The sequence below is a fragment of the Nostoc sp. genome, assembly GCF_036917755.1.
Classification (GTDB): domain Bacteria; phylum Cyanobacteriota; class Cyanobacteriia; order Cyanobacteriales; family Nostocaceae; genus Nostoc.
In genome coordinates, this window is the sequence record NZ_JBALFC010000013.1 from 96,825 (window position 1) to 111,926 (window position 15,102).

General features: G+C 41.2%; 10 protein-coding genes and 3 tRNA genes. 4 read left to right on the forward strand and 9 right to left on the reverse strand.

The window, feature by feature from the left end; all coding sequences use genetic code 11:
• Positions 1-13: 13 nt before the first annotated feature.
• Positions 14-1,456 carry a RecQ family ATP-dependent DNA helicase gene (locus tag V7L05_RS04600; protein WP_335162209.1) on the reverse strand — a complete coding sequence of 481 codons (1,443 nt, stop codon included), beginning with the start codon at positions 1,454-1,456 and terminating at the stop codon, positions 14-16.
• 323 nt (positions 1,457-1,779) lie between these two features.
• Between V7L05_RS04600 and V7L05_RS04605 the strand changes: the two genes are divergently transcribed.
• A complete protein-coding gene (locus V7L05_RS04605) occupies positions 1,780-2,217 on the forward strand; it encodes a GNAT family N-acetyltransferase (RefSeq protein ID WP_335162210.1) in 438 nt (145 codons plus the stop codon).
• Positions 2,218-2,496: 279 nt separating this feature from the next.
• On the opposite strand, the gene V7L05_RS04610 is transcribed toward V7L05_RS04605, so the two are convergent.
• Both V7L05_RS04610 and V7L05_RS04615 read right to left on the reverse strand, forming a co-directional pair.
• Entirely contained in the window at positions 2,497-4,101 is a 1,605-nt protein-coding gene (locus V7L05_RS04610; RefSeq protein WP_335162212.1) for a 2-isopropylmalate synthase, read from the reverse strand.
• Positions 4,102-4,195: 94 nt separating this feature from the next.
• On the reverse strand, positions 4,196-4,717 hold the full coding sequence (locus V7L05_RS04615; RefSeq protein WP_196517317.1) for a LabA-like NYN domain-containing protein: 522 nt from the start codon (positions 4,715-4,717) through the stop codon (positions 4,196-4,198).
• A gap of 738 nt (positions 4,718-5,455) precedes the next feature.
• Here V7L05_RS04615 and V7L05_RS04620 point away from each other — a divergent pair.
• Positions 5,456-7,825 carry a CHASE2 domain-containing serine/threonine-protein kinase gene (locus tag V7L05_RS04620; RefSeq protein WP_335162214.1) on the forward strand — a complete coding sequence of 790 codons (2,370 nt, stop codon included), beginning with the start codon at positions 5,456-5,458 and terminating at the stop codon, positions 7,823-7,825.
• Positions 7,826-7,869: 44 nt separating this feature from the next.
• Here the strand turns inward: V7L05_RS04620 and gorA are convergent, their stop codons facing one another.
• A complete protein-coding gene (gene gorA / locus V7L05_RS04625) occupies positions 7,870-9,216 on the reverse strand; it encodes a glutathione-disulfide reductase (RefSeq protein ID WP_335162216.1) in 1,347 nt (448 codons plus the stop codon).
• Positions 9,217-9,517: 301 nt separating this feature from the next.
• Positions 9,518-10,177 carry an exonuclease gene (locus V7L05_RS04630; RefSeq protein WP_335162218.1) on the reverse strand — a complete coding sequence of 220 codons (660 nt, stop codon included), beginning with the start codon at positions 10,175-10,177 and terminating at the stop codon, positions 9,518-9,520.
• A 130-nt stretch (positions 10,178-10,307) separates the two neighbouring features.
• On the opposite strand from V7L05_RS04630, the gene V7L05_RS04635 reads away from it, so the two are divergent.
• Together V7L05_RS04635 and V7L05_RS04640 are read left to right on the forward strand one after the other, a co-directional pair.
• Positions 10,308-12,107 (forward strand): hypothetical protein, encoded by a 1,800-nt coding sequence (locus tag V7L05_RS04635; protein ID WP_335162220.1) that lies wholly within the window; start codon positions 10,308-10,310, stop codon positions 12,105-12,107.
• Between the two features lie 13 nt (positions 12,108-12,120).
• Positions 12,121-12,387: a hypothetical protein gene (locus tag V7L05_RS04640; protein ID WP_335162222.1), complete on the forward strand. Its 267-nt coding sequence runs from the start codon at positions 12,121-12,123 to the stop codon at positions 12,385-12,387.
• Positions 12,388-12,684: 297 nt separating this feature from the next.
• Here the strand turns inward: V7L05_RS04640 and V7L05_RS04645 are convergent, their stop codons facing one another.
• The 4 genes from V7L05_RS04645 to V7L05_RS04660 all read right to left on the reverse strand — a co-directional run bounded on the left by V7L05_RS04645 (position 12,685) and on the right by V7L05_RS04660 (position 14,828).
• Entirely contained in the window at positions 12,685-14,286 is a 1,602-nt protein-coding gene (locus V7L05_RS04645) for a TROVE domain-containing protein (protein ID WP_335162224.1), read from the reverse strand.
• 37 nt (positions 14,287-14,323) lie between these two features.
• Positions 14,324-14,450 (reverse strand) — tRNA-OTHER (locus V7L05_RS04650).
• Between the two features lie 60 nt (positions 14,451-14,510).
• Positions 14,511-14,637, reverse strand: a tRNA-OTHER gene (locus V7L05_RS04655).
• 65 nt (positions 14,638-14,702) lie between these two features.
• Positions 14,703-14,828, reverse strand: a tRNA-OTHER gene (locus V7L05_RS04660).
• Between the last annotated feature and the right edge of the window lie 274 nt (positions 14,829-15,102).

Genomic DNA, 15,102 nt, shown 5'->3' on the forward strand with positions numbered 1-15,102 from the left:
TTTTGCTGCACTATTAACGGCAATTGTCGCAATGTCCGCAACGCCAGTTAGCAGCTTTTTTATCAAAACCAAAAGCGTTTAATAAAAACTGCCAACGGCACTGCTTTGTAGTTAGATATTGATGCATTTGTTTGGCGGCGTGTAATTGCGTTGGTGGCTGATTTGCCGCTTTTTGTCCAATGGTGTAATGAAAAGGATCAAGCCAGTTTAGCTGACCATTGCTATGGAGTAAAGCTAAAGCGATCGCACCATCAGGAAATTGTCGGGTTACTGCATTCACTTCTCCCTGTTTTGGTAATTTTTTCACAAGTTGCTGCGCTATTTGTTGTTGCGATCGCATTTGTTCTTGAAAAAACTCCTGTCTTTGCTTATCCTCTGGATCTAACCACCCCGTAGGTTCACTCACTAATGTCAGCGCCTCGGCTGGTTTCCCATCCCTTCCAGCGCGGCCTATTTCTTGCACATATTCAGACAGCAGATGTGGCGCATGAAAATGAATAACCCACCTGACATTGCTTTTATTAATCCCCATACCAAAGGCGCAGGTACAAACCACAAATGGTATTTTACCACTTAACCAACTTGCTTCTACTTCGCGGCGTTCTGTTGCACCCAATCCCGCATGATAACTAGCTGTGGCATAACCCATGTCTGCTAACCATTCAGCTAAATCTTCGCTATCTCGCCGAGTCCGAATATAAACTAATCCCGATTGTTCCGGTCTATTTTGAATAAACTTTAATAATTGTTGTTTCCTACCTCGTGGTGTCCAAGCAATGCGAATGCTGAGATGCAAGTTAGGACGGTAGGGATTCAAGCGGAAAATCTCTGGTTGCTGTAATTGTAAAACTGTTTGAATAATCTTTTGGGCTAAGGGGTCAGCAGTAGCCGTAAAAGCGGCGATGCTAATTTTTGTTCCTGGTGGTTTTGATTTTAGCAATGCAGGACGCACCGCTCCTAATCTGCGGTAAGCTGGGCGAAAACTATCACCCCACTGCACTAAACAATGGGCTTCATCTAAAATTAAGGCATTAATTTGCAATTGCGGCTGACATAATCTTTCCCAGACTGGCGCACTTAGCAAAGTTTCTGGCGATAAATAAAGTAATCTTAGCTGTTGACGTTCTAAAGCTTGCAGAGTTGCACGGCGTTGAGATGAAGACAATTCACTATGTAAAAGCGCTGCTTTCTGATGGCTTTGTTGTAGTTCCTGTACTTGATTTTCCATCAACGCCACCAAGGGCGAAACTACCAAAGTTAATCCTGTTTGTAGGAGTGCGGGAAGTTGAAAACAAATCGATTTTCCGCCACATGTGGGCATAATAATCAGCGCATCTTTTTGTGCTAATAAACTGCTGACAATTTCTCCCTGTGGTGGACGAAAATCTTCATAACCCCAGATTTTTTGAAAAGCTGCACGAACTTCTTGCCAAGATTTTGTTGTAGGCTGATTCATAATCAATAGTAGATGCATTCATATCCTTGAACACTGAATATAGCCTCTCTTATCCCGCTAATGGTTCAGTAATTTCATCATCTTAGGTTGCAACGCACTGACTGCAAAAAGGGAGCATCTGAGTTTTGCAAATGCACCATAAATCGACCCCCCTTAATCCTTCCTTGCTAAAGGAGAAAACAAGATTTTTGCTCCCTCTCCTTACTAAGGAGAGGGTTGGGGTGAGGTTTAAAGAGCTTTCTACGAAAGTGAAATACTCCTCTGCAAGAATGAATTAGAATTAATTATTACGCATCAACCTATTAAATAGAAGATTCAGGCAGATGAACGAAGAATTAAAACATAAATTTTACATCAGCAGCGATAAATCTAAATTAGATATTCAAATGATTCATGATTTTTTACAAACTTCCTATTGGGCTGAAAATATACCATTAGCTGTTGTGGAAAAGTCAATAGAAAATTCTCTATGTTTTGGACTTTATGAAGGTAATCAACAAGTTGGCTTTGCGAGAGTCATCACTGATTATGCAACTTCTGCGTTGTTAAAAGATGTTTTTATTCTGGAGCCTTATCGAGGACAGGGTTTAGGAAAATGGTTTGTAGAATATATTTTGGAATATCCAGAACTACAAGACGTTCAAAGGTGGATGTTAGGCACAAAAGATGCTCATGGACTTTATCGCCGTTATGGTTTTAAAAATTTGACAGAGCCAGAAAAAATCATGATGCGTTTAAATTCTAATGCTAATCAAGCATAAGGCAATACATTTCAGTTAAGCATTTTTTTCTTCTCTCTGTTTCCTCTGCGTCTCTGTGGTTCGTTAAAAAAATTGACTTTGACAAAGAGTTTGAGCCTTATACCAATTCTGTATGAAGATGCGCTAAAGCATATTAGGACTGAAATACAAGAAATAAAAACGAACCGCAAAGGACGCAAAGGACACAAAGGAAGAAAGAAAGAAAGAAAGAAAGAAAGAAAGAAAGAAAGAAAGAAAGAAAGGAAGAAAGTTGAACTGGGAATCAAAACTGAGATGTTTTTACACTTTCTGTGCAGATACTTCCTCTTGCTTTTCTTGAGTTTGCAATGCAGAATACAACCTATTCAAGGCATTTACATAAGCTTGCGCGGATGCCACAATGATATCTGTGTTCGCCGCATGACCAGAAAATACTCTAGATTCATAACGTAAACGAATCGTCACTTCTCCAATGGCATCAATACCAGCTGTTACTGATTGCACAGAAAACTCAATCAACTCGTTGGGCACATTCACCACACGGTTGATGGCTTTGTAAACTGCATCCACTGGACCAGTACCGATCGCAGCATCAGTTAATTCTTCACCGTCTGGGGTACGCAGGGTAACTGTAGCCGTAGGACGGGCGTTGCTACCACAGGAAACTTGCACCAACTCTACCCGGAACAAATCGGGTGCTTGTTGGATTTCATCGTTAACGATCGCTTCCAAGTCCCAATCAGAAATTTCTTTCTTTTTATCTGCTACATCTTTGAATCTGACGAATGCTTTATTTAATTCCGTATCCGACAGTTCAAAGCCCAATTCTTTCAACCGAGTGCGGAAAGCATTTCTCCCCGAATGTTTACCCAAAACTATTTGATTGTCTGTCAAGCCAATCAATTGAGCATCCATAATTTCGTAGGTGAGCCTGTTTTTTAACACACCATCTTGGTGAATCCCAGACTCATGGGCAAAGGCATTTGCCCCAACGATCGCTTTATTTGCTTGTACTAACATTCCCGTCAAATTAGAAACTAAGCGTGAAGTTTTGTAAATTTGGCGGGTGTCGATATTTGTCAGGGATTCTTGAGAATCTGCTGATCTTCCCAAATAAGGGTTAAAGTATTGCCGTCGCACATGCAACGCCATCACCAATTCTTCTAGTGATGCATTTCCGGCACGTTCGCCAATCCCATTGATTGTACATTCTAGTTGCCGTGCGCCATTTTTGACGGCTTCTAAAAAGTTAGCAACTGCCAAGCCTAAATCATTATGACCATGAACGGAAATAATCGCTTGGTCGATGTTGGGGACATTTTCGATAATTCCCTTAATGATCGCTCCAAATTCGCTAGGGGTGGTGTAACCCACAGTATCGGGAATGTTAACTGTTGTTGCACCAGCTGCGATCGCTCCCTCTAAAACTTGGTAAAGAAATTCTGGATCGGTACGCGCCGCATCCATCGGCGAAAATTCTACATCTGTCATGAAGGACTTGGCATAAGCTACCATTTCTTTAGCGATCGCTAGCACTTCTGCCCGTGACTTCCGCAACTGATACTCTAAATGAATATCAGAAGTGGAAATAAATGTGTGAATTCTGGCGTTAACTGCTGGTTTTAAGGCTTCGGCGGCGGCTTCAATATCCGCTTTTATCGCTCTTGCCAAACTGCAAATTACCGGGCCATTTTCTGTCCCGACAATTTGGGAAATCTTCTTAACTGCTTCAAAATCTCCCGGACTGGCATAGGCAAAGCCTGCCTCAATTATATCCACACCCAGACGTGCTAATTGCTTGGCAATAACTAGCTTTTCGTCTATATTCAGAGTTGCTCCTGGACACTGCTCTCCATCTCGCAATGTCGTATCAAAAATGATGATTCGATCTGTTTTGTTTGTCATTTGCGGTTTGTTGTTTAGTTTCTAGTTGCGGCTCAATATATCTTCAACTTAGTTTTTCTTTTACTCTTACCTTTGTAAATAATTGCTAAGGCTACTAACCTTCGGTTTTTTCTATTTGTTCTCTGATATCATTTAAATCTATATATCTATCAGTAGCATTCCGTAGCTCTCTAGCGATCATTCCTTCTGTTGATACTACCGTAATATGTGTATTTTTGGATCGTAATAGTTCGATTGCTCTTTCAAAATCTCCATCGCCACTGAATAATACTACTCGGTCATACTGGTCTACGGTATTAAACATATCTACAACAATTTCAATATCTAAATTCGCTTTTTGCGAGTAACGACCGGACGTATCATCATAATATTCTTTAAGAATTTTAGTTCTGACTGTATATCCTAGACTAATTAGAGCATCTCTAAAACCTCGCTGATCTTGTGGGTCTTTTAAGCCAGTGTACCAGAATGCATTAATTAATGTTGTTTCTGATTGCTCATGTTTGAAGTATTCTAAGACTCGCCGGGGGTCAAAAAACCAGCCATTTTTTTGTTGAGCATAGAACATATTGTTTCCATCTACAAAAATAGACAGACGATTCATTGGAGAACCCATACAAATTTACACCTAATAATATAAATGAATTTAGATGGAACAATAGATTATAGCAATTCTCAAATGACAAGTTTGCTAATATCTATAAAGTAGCTCTTTATCTATAGCTTTTATCCTACCTCTTTCAAAGCATAAAAACGGCTGCAATATTGGAGTTGAGATATTGGGTGCTAAACCTTATTCACCTCCGGCACTGCAAGAGCCACTCTGTGATCAAAATCTACCAATAAAATTGACTCAGTGACAGCATTCATCGCTGTATAACACTAAATTTTACTCCTAAAGAGGTATAGCATAGGCTTAGGGTAGGATATAAGTTAATGCCTATCTATAGGTAAAGCTTTCAGTATCAGGACACGCTTTGTCGAAAGTACGAATATTGCGCCAGAGACAGAAGACAACTTGGGACAGTTTCTGGTAGAGCATCGACTTCAGAGGCTACCTGTTGGTTGGGTTGGGGTGAAATCTCACCGCAACCAAATACACAGGGGGAGTATATCCGGCTCTGATCTGTGGGACAATCACTAGTTGTAACTCACTGAACACAAAAAGAATAAGTTAGCCAATGACTGAGTAGGAATCTCTTGGGGCTAGCTCTAGTAATAAAAGTTTGTTGATGAATAGAAGATACTTTACAAATGTATAAGATTGTCATTTAAGTCTGATTTCAATGAGCTTGTACTAAAACGTGGTCTGAATAAATAAAAGTGTTGGACTTAAATCAATCAGTAACACGATATGGCAGAAGAACCTACATCTACCTTAACTAAAAACTATGTCTCTGCTGCCAATAGACTGTCAAGTAAACCGACAAAAGTAACTTTGACAGTATCAGCTCGCCAGTCCAAGTGGATGGTTCGCTTAGGTCATCTCCTCGCTGGTGCTTGGGTAATCGGGGCAGCACTGCTGAGTGCTTCTGGTTGGGAGTTGGTTGCATTGAGCGAAAATCAGGCGCAATCTGATTTTTTTCAACTGCGTGGGCCGATTGTGCCTCCAGAAGACATCGTAATTTTAGCAATAGACGATCAATCAATATCAGTTCCCGAACAGTACTATAAAGCAGATCCAAAACAATATGCCTACCTAGAAATACTGAAATCTTATCCTTATCAACGTGCTGCTTATGCTCAAGTAATCACAAAGTTAATCAAAGCAGGTGCCCGCTCTGTAGCGGTAGATGTCGTTTTTGACACACAAAGTAGTTATGGAGTTACTGACGATCGCCAACTCCAGGCAGCATTACAAAAATATGGCAGCAAAGTTACCTTAGCAGCCGTCTACGAAAATTCCCAGACGCGCCAAGGATCTTTTATGCAACTGATAGATCCTCAACAGATGTTTCGTACCGGATCAGTGTCCATTGGCTCAGTGAATTTCCCCGTGGAGGTGGATGGTAAAGTTCATCGATTGGGGAGTGAGTTTTCTAAGTTGTTACCTGAAGATAATTTGATCGAGAAGCTACCCTCTTTTGATCAAGCAGCGCTCAGGACAGCACAAATAAATTATCCCCGACCAAAGGGCGATCGCATTAATTTTTCGGGGTCTGCGGGGACATTTGAGCAAATACCCTTTTGGCATGTACTCGACCCGCAAAACTGGAACACCTATTTGCAGCAGGGAAAGGTGTTCAAAAACAAGATCGTGCTGATTGGGGCAACAGATAAGTTAAACAATGATTATTATCCAGTTGCTGCTAGCAACAGCAATAAACCCATGTCAGGCGTGGAAATTCACGCCAATGCGATCGCCACTTTGATGCAAGGTAAAGCGATCGCTCCAGGAATTAACAGCCTACCATTGCGGGGTTTGTTTGTGCTAATTCTAGTTGGCAGTACAACCTTGATGATTAGCCGACGCGAGCGTAGTATCAATGGATTTCTATCTAGCCTCGCCCTCTCTGGCACTTGGGTAGGAATTAGCTATGGGTTATTTGTCTATGGTCAGTTAATTTTTCCCACTACAGTACCAGCGATCGCGATCGCAATGATCGGACTTTCCTACCTGGGAACCTCATTAGTCAGAGAAAGCATCAAAAAACGCCAATTAGTAGACATTTTTCAGAAGTATAAAACTTCCACCGTTGTCCAAGAGATTATCAGCCAACAAGATGACTTCCAAGGACTAATCCAGGAACGAGATTTAGCCTTATCAGGGAAAGTACTGGCTCGACGCTACAAAATTGTCAAAGTTCTCGGTTCCGGTGGATTCAGCGAAACCTATATTGCCGAAGATACCCAACGTCCTGGTAATCCGCGATGTGTTGTCAAGCAACTAAAACCAGCCAACACCAAACCCGAAGGATTGCAAATTGCCAGACGTTTTTTTAACTCAGAAGCGCAAACACTAGAAAAATTAGGAACGCACGCTCAAATCCCCCAACTTTTGGCGTATTTTGAAGAAGATGAAGAATTTTATTTAGTGCAAGAACAGATAATTGGTCATCCTTTAAATCAGGAACTCTCAGCAGGTAGAGCAATTGATGAAATTGCAGTGATCAAAATTGTCAGGGATTTATTGCAAACATTAACATTTATCCATAAAAATAACGTGATTCATCGGGATATTAAGCCCAGCAATATCATCCGGCGACATTCAGACGGTAAACTAGTACTGATTGATTTTGGAGCAGTTAAAGAAGTTAGCACAAAACAGCTTGATAGTCAAGAGCAAACCCCCTTCACCGTTGGCATTGGTACTAAGGGTTACGCACCAAGCGAGCAATGTTTTGGGCGTCCACACTACAGTAGTGATATCTATGCAGTCGGCATGGTTGGGATTAAAGCCTTGACTGGTATAGCGCCCCGTGACCTAGATAGAGACGCTGATGGAGAGATCAAATGGAGCGATGCCTACGGCGGTAAACTACGCACGCAAGTGAGCCACTCCCTAGCGAAGATTCTCAGTAAAATGGTGCTAGATGACTTCAAACAGCGATATCAGTCTGCATCAGAGGCTCTTGAGGCTCTTGAGGCTCTTGAAGCTTTTGACGATGTTGTAAATTCCCAAAGCATATACCCTATACCACAGGATGACTCATTAATGAATACTTTAGACGATTTAGGCGCTCCCACAAAATCTTGCTCAGAAGGACAAGGAGGACAAGACTAAGAATTCAAAATTCAAATTACGAATTACGAATTACGAATTACGAATTATTTTAACGACAGGAATTCTTCTCCTACCGTGGGATGAATGCCTATGGTTTCATCCAGGTCTTCCTTAGTAATGCCCTTGCGAATTGCCACGCCGAGACTTTGAATGATATCTGCTGCGTGTTCACCCACCATGTGAGCGCCCAAAACTTGCCCAGAATCACCATTTAACACTAACTTGATAGTGGTTGGCTGATTCTGTTCAATTAGCTGATACAACAGTGGTTGGAACTGGGTGTAGTAGCATTGTACAGATTCACCAAATTTTTCCCGTGCTTTTGCCTCCGTCATCCCCACACTAGCCGCTTCTGGACGGCAAAAAACAGCAGTGGGCACATAATCATAATTCGGTTTTTGCGGCTTGTTGCCAAAAACTGTATCGGCAAAGGCAATACCTTCTGCTTGAGCGACTGGAGACAATTGCACGCGGCTGGTGCAGTCACCCACAGCAAAAATGTTTTCTTGGCTGGTGCGGCTGTATTCATCTACTTTAATTGCACCATGTTCGCCAAGTTCAACATGGGCATTTTCCAAACCAAGATTCTTGGTATTGGGAGCGTAACCTGTGGCAACTAAGATGGTATCTGCTGTAATTATTTCTTGGTTCTCACCAGTAATAGTTAACAACAAACACTCATCTGAGAATTTGATTTCTTCAACGGTGCTATTGGTGAATAACTTAATTCCGCGTTTAATCAAACCCTGGTGTACAGCAGAGCGAATGTCATCATCAAACCCCGATAAAATCATCTCGTCTTTTTCAATTACCGTCACCTCGCAACCGAAAGCGTGCATCATGCTGGAAAATTCGACACCAATGTAGCCGCCGCCAATAATTGCTAAACGTTTCGGCAAATAAGGTAGCTGAAACATCTCGCGGGATGTGATGGCGTATTCTATACCTGGGATGTTGGGCTTGAGGGGTTGCCCTCCCACAGCAATTAAAATTTTGTCTGCTGTAACTTTGCGTCCATTAATATTGATAGTATGGGTATCGATGAAACTGGCATATTCAGAAATTAGTTCAATTCCAGCTTTGTGCAATTGCTGAAAATAAGATTGGTTAATGCTGCCAATATGCTGATGTACTGACTTAATAAATAATGTCCAGTCAAAGTATGTTTCACAGTCACTCCACCCATAACTGTGTGCTACTTGATTTTGCAGGGCGAAGTCAGCAGCGTAGACAATTAGTTTTTTGGGAACGCAACCGCGATTTACACAAGTCCCACCGACGGATTCTTGTTCGGCAATGGCGACACGTACACCGTAACTAGCTGCTTTTTTAGCTGCTGCCAATCCCCCAGGACCAGCACCAATGACAAACAAATCGTAATCAAATGTCATAAAAATCTGTTCCTTTTTCACTGTTTGGAAAGCAGAGCTATTTCATCCCTTATACTTATTCACACAAAACTTCATCTACTGTCTTTGGGTGGACAAGTTGGGATGAAACCAGGCTGATATGTAGCACATTGCCGCATTAATCGCAATTACATCCAAAAGAAACAGCGTAGGCGCAGCCCGCCGTAGGCATCGCTCGATTATTACTAAGTTATATTACATTATGTTGCCAAACAAGCATTGTGTCTATTCTACAAGAGGTAGATGTTTGCGAATCGCTTGGGGCGGGTATGCGATCGCGCTTCTAGGCAGCAACTGCACTGAAGAAAAAATTCAGCCGATTAAGCCATTGATGCCAGACATGAATAAGCCTTGCACGATCAAATTCAAAAATCTCTGCTTCTTCACCTGGTAAGGCTACGACAATGAGAGCATGGTTAATTTTGCAGTTAAAGAGGCGATCGCTATAATACCGATTTATCGCACCACCATAAGCAGCTACTTGTAAAGGCTTGTCATAAAGCTTATTAATTCTCAGTTTTGGTTCCTCGGCTGTAGTCCATTCAATAAAATGCGGAACACCTTGATAACGAGCAACTAAATCAACTTTCCCGGCGTAAAGTTCCTGATAGTTAGGCACGACTTCCTCAACCAGTTGAACATCGCTAAGTTGGTTTAGCACAGATTGAACGCTATCCCAGTAAGGCTGAATCAGGCTGCTGTCAGGTTTGGACGAGTAACCTTGCAAGTGTTCTTTAATCAACTGGTGCAAGCCATTTCCTCGACGGCGGCTGTTAGCAGCGATTCGGTTTGCTTCTGCATCGCCAACTTTATTGCGCCAATAGGAAAGGGCGGCTAGAGACTCCGGCGGCTGTGTCGCTTTTAAAACTGTGGTGACAGCAGGTAGAAGAACGCTACCATTTCCTTTATAGTAGCATCGCCCATTGATATAGGTAGATTTCATAAGTTGTGAGTGGTGAATTACTACATCAACTTTTGCGTTAGCCTAGTACACAAGTAATACACATGCTGTGAGTCTTTGTAACTATATGGAGTACACAGATGTGTACTGTGGTTGTGATGCGCTAATAATTATGAATCAACAACATTTCAATGCAGTATTTAACCGCTTAACTGAAAGGCGGCGAGAGGTGCTGCTGAAACTACTGGCTAACGAAAAAGATGAAGCGATCGCTAATTCTTTGCATATTCAGAAACCAACTGTCAGAAAACATCGTGAGGAAATTTGTAAGTTATTTGGCTTAAATAATGAATTTTCAGACGAACGCCGTTCAAAGCTTCCAGAATTGATTGCTTTATTTGCCAAGTACAAACCTGAGTTATTAAATCAAAATACTTCAGAGTTACCACAAACTGAAAATTTCAGTGAAGATAAAACAATATTTGAAAATCCTAATTTTGTTGGGCGTGAGGAAGCGATCGCACACCTCAACAACCTTGTTAACGAAGGTGCAAAGGTTATCCTAATTCACGCAGAGGGCGGTATAGGTAAAACAACCTTAGCTACAAAATGGTTTGAGCTTCAAGGTTTAGAATATCTTGAACTGCGTGTAGGAACGACACTCCAAAACCTAAACTCAGTAGAAAATTGGTTAAGGGTCAAGCTCAGAGATTATTTTAAGGAGAACCCAGAAGAAAATTTTATGCTTATGCTGGAGCAATTGAAAAGCCAGCTTCAGATTAGAAAAATTGGTGTATTAATTGATAAGCTTGAAACTGCTTTGATAAATGGTGAGTTCATAGAACCCCAACACAGCTATTATGTAGAATTATTAACTGTACTAGCACATCATAGTGTACATTCAGTAACTCTCATTACAAGCCGTGAGCAAATTTATGAACATACGTTGAAGCGTCTTCAAAGTTTTAAAACTTATGCAATGGAAGGTTTTAAGCAAGAAGCATGGCAACAGTATTTTGAAATCTGCCACATTAATATAGATAATGACGCTCTCAGCAAAATGCATCAAGCTTATGGAGGTAATGCTGAAGTCATGTATATCCTTAGTGGTGATATTGTAACGACATCAACAGGAGATTTAAAAGATTATTGGCAAAATAATTGTGATGATTTATTAAAAAATCCTACTTTAGAAAATCTTGTTAAACATCAGTTTGAGAAACTTAAACGAGATAATCGCCAAGCCTATAAACTTCTATGTCGATTAGGGTGTTATCGTTATCAATATATTCCTGTAATATCGGAAAAAGGGGTTTTTTGCTTACTTTGGGATGAGCAAAATGAGCGAAATAAACCCCGATTTATTCGAGATTTAAAAAACAGAGCTTTAGTGAAGTTTAGCACTGAAGGCTACTATTTATATGAAGTTATCCGCCAAGAAGCGATAGAAAGACTTAAATCAAAAGATGATTGGAAACAATCTCACGCTGAAGCAGGAATATTTTTATCTACATTAATATCTAATAACTGCCAAACAATTATTCCAAAAATTACTTGCACGAAAGTGAATGATACTCAAGAACAAATGTATCTAAATATAGAAAATGCAGAAATAGCAGTAAAACAAGAACTTAGTAAACAGGAAACAATTGCCTTAGAAGTTGTTTATCATGCTATGGAATTTTATGGGGCAGGTTCTTTTGAAGAATTAAGACAAGAACCAAATTTATTAGATCATGCTTTTTTTAAAGCTATCAGAAATATGGTTTTGGAATATATTGATTGTTATAGTAATTTAGGTATAGTACTTTATAAATTTGCATTAACGACACACAGATTAGGACTAATCGATGAAAGAGAAGGAAAGGTTATAGATAGAGAAATTAACAAAGAATTTGAATACTGCCAAAGAAGTTTTAAAGTAAGCCAAGATTTTTTTTCAAACAGCTTTAGTGATTGCAACAAGGGTTAAAGAATATAAATTAATGATTAATGTATTTCTCTCTTTAGCTGGCTGTTATTATTTTAGAGGAATAAGTTTACATGAACTAGGAATATTTTTACATCAGATTAAAAAAAATAACGAAAGCAAAGAAGCTTTTAAGGAAAGCAAAGTAAACTTGGGAAAAGCACTAAAAATATTTACTAACCTGTCATTGGAACAACAAATCGAGGAAGTAAAAAAAGCAATTCATAGTCTAGAAATAAGTGAACAATCTTGCAGCACATTCATAGCAAGATTTTTGGTTTAATTAGCAGAATTTTAACTCACAAGTTTGACAGATGCGATCGCACATCGAAGACACCCTACTCTTACCCATCGCTGAAATAGAAAAACGACCATTCAAAAATTAAATCGCCTTCTTCTTTGTGTAAGGTAAAAATCAAACAAAGGCGGGTGCGGGGGTTGAACCCGCTAATCCCCACAATGGTGGAGACATAACCGATAACCCTAAATTCTCCGTCCCCGAAAGGCAAGTTGTGAACAAGGATAACCCGCCATGAAGTATGAAGGATAAAGTGTTTCATCCTTTACCCTTCAGCAATATCTACAATTCACCCGTAGCTAGCATCTGGATGATCCGAGGCGTACCTGGGTCGAACCCTGCCAAATCCCAAGACAGCGAATCTTCAGGATCTACCAAAGTAATCTGGTAAGGTGTCAAGGTGACATACACCGCCTTGACATTGGGATTTACCTTTTTGCGGTACTCCTTCAACGCTTGACTTGGATGCTTATTTCCCGCCCAGCTTTCCGAGTCAGTCCAAAAGCAAACTACATCCGCCTTGAACTTATTCTTAATCATCCAGTCGTAAGCCACAGATGCATCCGTTCCACCAAAGTTTTGGTTGCTAGCTTTGCGAACCGCAGAACTAAAACTATCTTTAGCAGTGATACCTAATTCACGGAATTCGGTAGCAAAGCCGCGAATCATGTAGTTTTTCTCTGCTTTTGCTGTCACCAGTGCCATTGTGGTGGCAATTTCACAACAACTTAGTCCCATATCTGCAACCAAGTTACCCATAGAACCGGAAACGTCTACCGCGTGCATGAACACTTTACCAGTGGGTTGCACAACATCAAAAGACAGTTCAACCGCCTTTTCTAAAATGTCCACAATCCGAGGAACTGGGTTCCAAGTTTTCTTACTGCGTCCTAATGTTCCACCAGATTGATAAGTTTTGAGTGCTTTCAAAACATCAATCGGATGGATGCGACCTTTCCGCAGATGTTCTCTGCGATTAAGAACTGCTTCCACTTGCAGCAAATTAGCGTTTTCATCAGCTCGCAGCACACCCAGTTCAGTTAGTGAACCCAAGTTACGTAACATTGCGCCTATTGGCATTTCCTGAAATAGCAGCTGCCAAGCAAGCTTGTCCATTTTGCCCACAGGTGCAGCCATTTCGTGGCTTAAGCGTCCTTGGGAAATAGCTTCATGGGTTTGGGTTGGATTGCGCTTGAGCCACTCATACCACCAAATCTGCGCCAACGCCTCTGAGGGGATATCTGCTGGCAATTCTTCCCAGCCTCTAACTACCCACTGAAATAGTTGACGGTGATTTTCTGTAGGCGGTTTGACATGGAACAACCGCAACGCATCTCGGTGGGAGAAGCCTTGACGCTGTTGATATTTCAACAGTTGATAAGCTAAACCCTTGACATCTTCCCTTGAGAGCCAAGTTTTACCAGCTTCCCGCACTACTTTGCCAAATCCCCGCAGAGATTTGGTGTAGTTCAACCATTCGTAGAAGTGGCTACCAGTGCGGACAACTTGCGGGAAGATTTCACCAAACGCCTGTTTTGCTTCCGGTGCTTCACCCATTGATAGCAGCACCAAAGCCAAGATAGGCGCACTGTTATTGATGGCGCGTCCATCGCTAGCATAGAGAATTTCTTCTGCTACACGGCTGGGATTTTCGGCAACAGCTTGTCTGACAACTGTCACAAAATCCTCAGTTAATTCCTGTTTACCAGCGTAGTAAGTGCTTTTTGCTGTGCCAACCAACAGACAACGGCGTAGCATCTTCCAAATACCAGCGTTGAACATCCAACCGCCGGAACGCCCCTGAACCATTTCTGCTTCTCGTCCGGGGATAGGTTGATTTTGTGGTGTAGTTGTTTTCTTTTTAGTAAAGAAGTTGTAATTCATGGCTTCATCTCCCGGCCCTTGCGGGCAAAAATCAAAGGTGGCAGAGCAGGATTTGAACCCGCGACTTCCGGCTTAACAGGCGATAACCCTAATTCGTCGGCCTTTTCAGGCAAGGTGTGAATAAGGATGTTTTTCGGCGCTCTACCAAACTGAGCTACCTGCCACATGGAAATTTTGGATTTTGGATTTTAGATTTTAAATTTAATCTAAAATCTAAAATTATTTGGTGTAGCGGAGCGGGATTTGAACCCGCGACCTCTCGAACCCGATTCGATAACCCTAATTCGTCGGCCTTTGCAGGCAAGGGGTGAACAAGGATGTTTAGCGCTCTACCACTGAGCTACCCGCCACATGAAATTTGGGATTTGAGATTTTAAATTCAATCCAAAATCTAAAATCTAAAATCTAAAATTAATTGGTGTAGTGGAGCGGGAATCGAACCCGCGAATGCTCGTTTTTAACGATAACCCTCAATTCGTCGGCCTTTGCAGGCAAGGGGTGAATAAGGATATTAAGCGCCTTACCACTTGGCTACCCACTACATGAAAATTTAAAACTCAGCACTCAATTTGCTCTAGCGAAGTAGGATTTTTACCTACACTTCCAGAAGTTCGATCAAGGGTGTTTAAGTTATATGCAATAACCCTCAATATGTCGCCCCTTCCTGGCAAGGTGGGCGCTCTGCAATTTGAGCTATTCGCTACTGGTGAAAGCTAACTTCCTAATGAAAGTTGACTTGTATTATTAATGTAGTATGTGTATTATCTGTTGTCAAGGGGCTGGCAAGCTAATTTAAAATTATTACTTTGGAAAGAA

Excerpts from the sequence above, each read along its gene's own strand:
- V7L05_RS04600 (WP_335162209.1), bottom strand. The coding sequence starts at position 1,456 with ATGAATCAGCCTACAACAAAATCTTGGCAAGAAGTTCGTGCAGCTTTT.
- V7L05_RS04605 (WP_335162210.1), top strand. The coding sequence starts at position 1,780 with ATGAACGAAGAATTAAAACATAAATTTTACATCAGCAGCGATAAATCT.
- V7L05_RS04610 (WP_335162212.1), bottom strand. The coding sequence starts at position 4,101 with ATGACAAACAAAACAGATCGAATCATCATTTTTGATACGACATTGCGA.
- V7L05_RS04615 (WP_196517317.1), bottom strand. The coding sequence starts at position 4,717 with ATGGGTTCTCCAATGAATCGTCTGTCTATTTTTGTAGATGGAAACAAT.
- V7L05_RS04620 (WP_335162214.1), top strand. The coding sequence starts at position 5,456 with ATGGCAGAAGAACCTACATCTACCTTAACTAAAAACTATGTCTCTGCT.
- gorA (WP_335162216.1), bottom strand. The coding sequence starts at position 9,216 with ATGACATTTGATTACGATTTGTTTGTCATTGGTGCTGGTCCTGGGGGA.
- V7L05_RS04630 (WP_335162218.1), bottom strand. The coding sequence starts at position 10,177 with ATGAAATCTACCTATATCAATGGGCGATGCTACTATAAAGGAAATGGT.
- V7L05_RS04635 (WP_335162220.1), top strand. The coding sequence starts at position 10,308 with ATGAATCAACAACATTTCAATGCAGTATTTAACCGCTTAACTGAAAGG.
- V7L05_RS04640 (WP_335162222.1), top strand. The coding sequence starts at position 12,121 with ATGATTAATGTATTTCTCTCTTTAGCTGGCTGTTATTATTTTAGAGGA.
- V7L05_RS04645 (WP_335162224.1), bottom strand. The coding sequence starts at position 14,286 with ATGAATTACAACTTCTTTACTAAAAAGAAAACAACTACACCACAAAAT.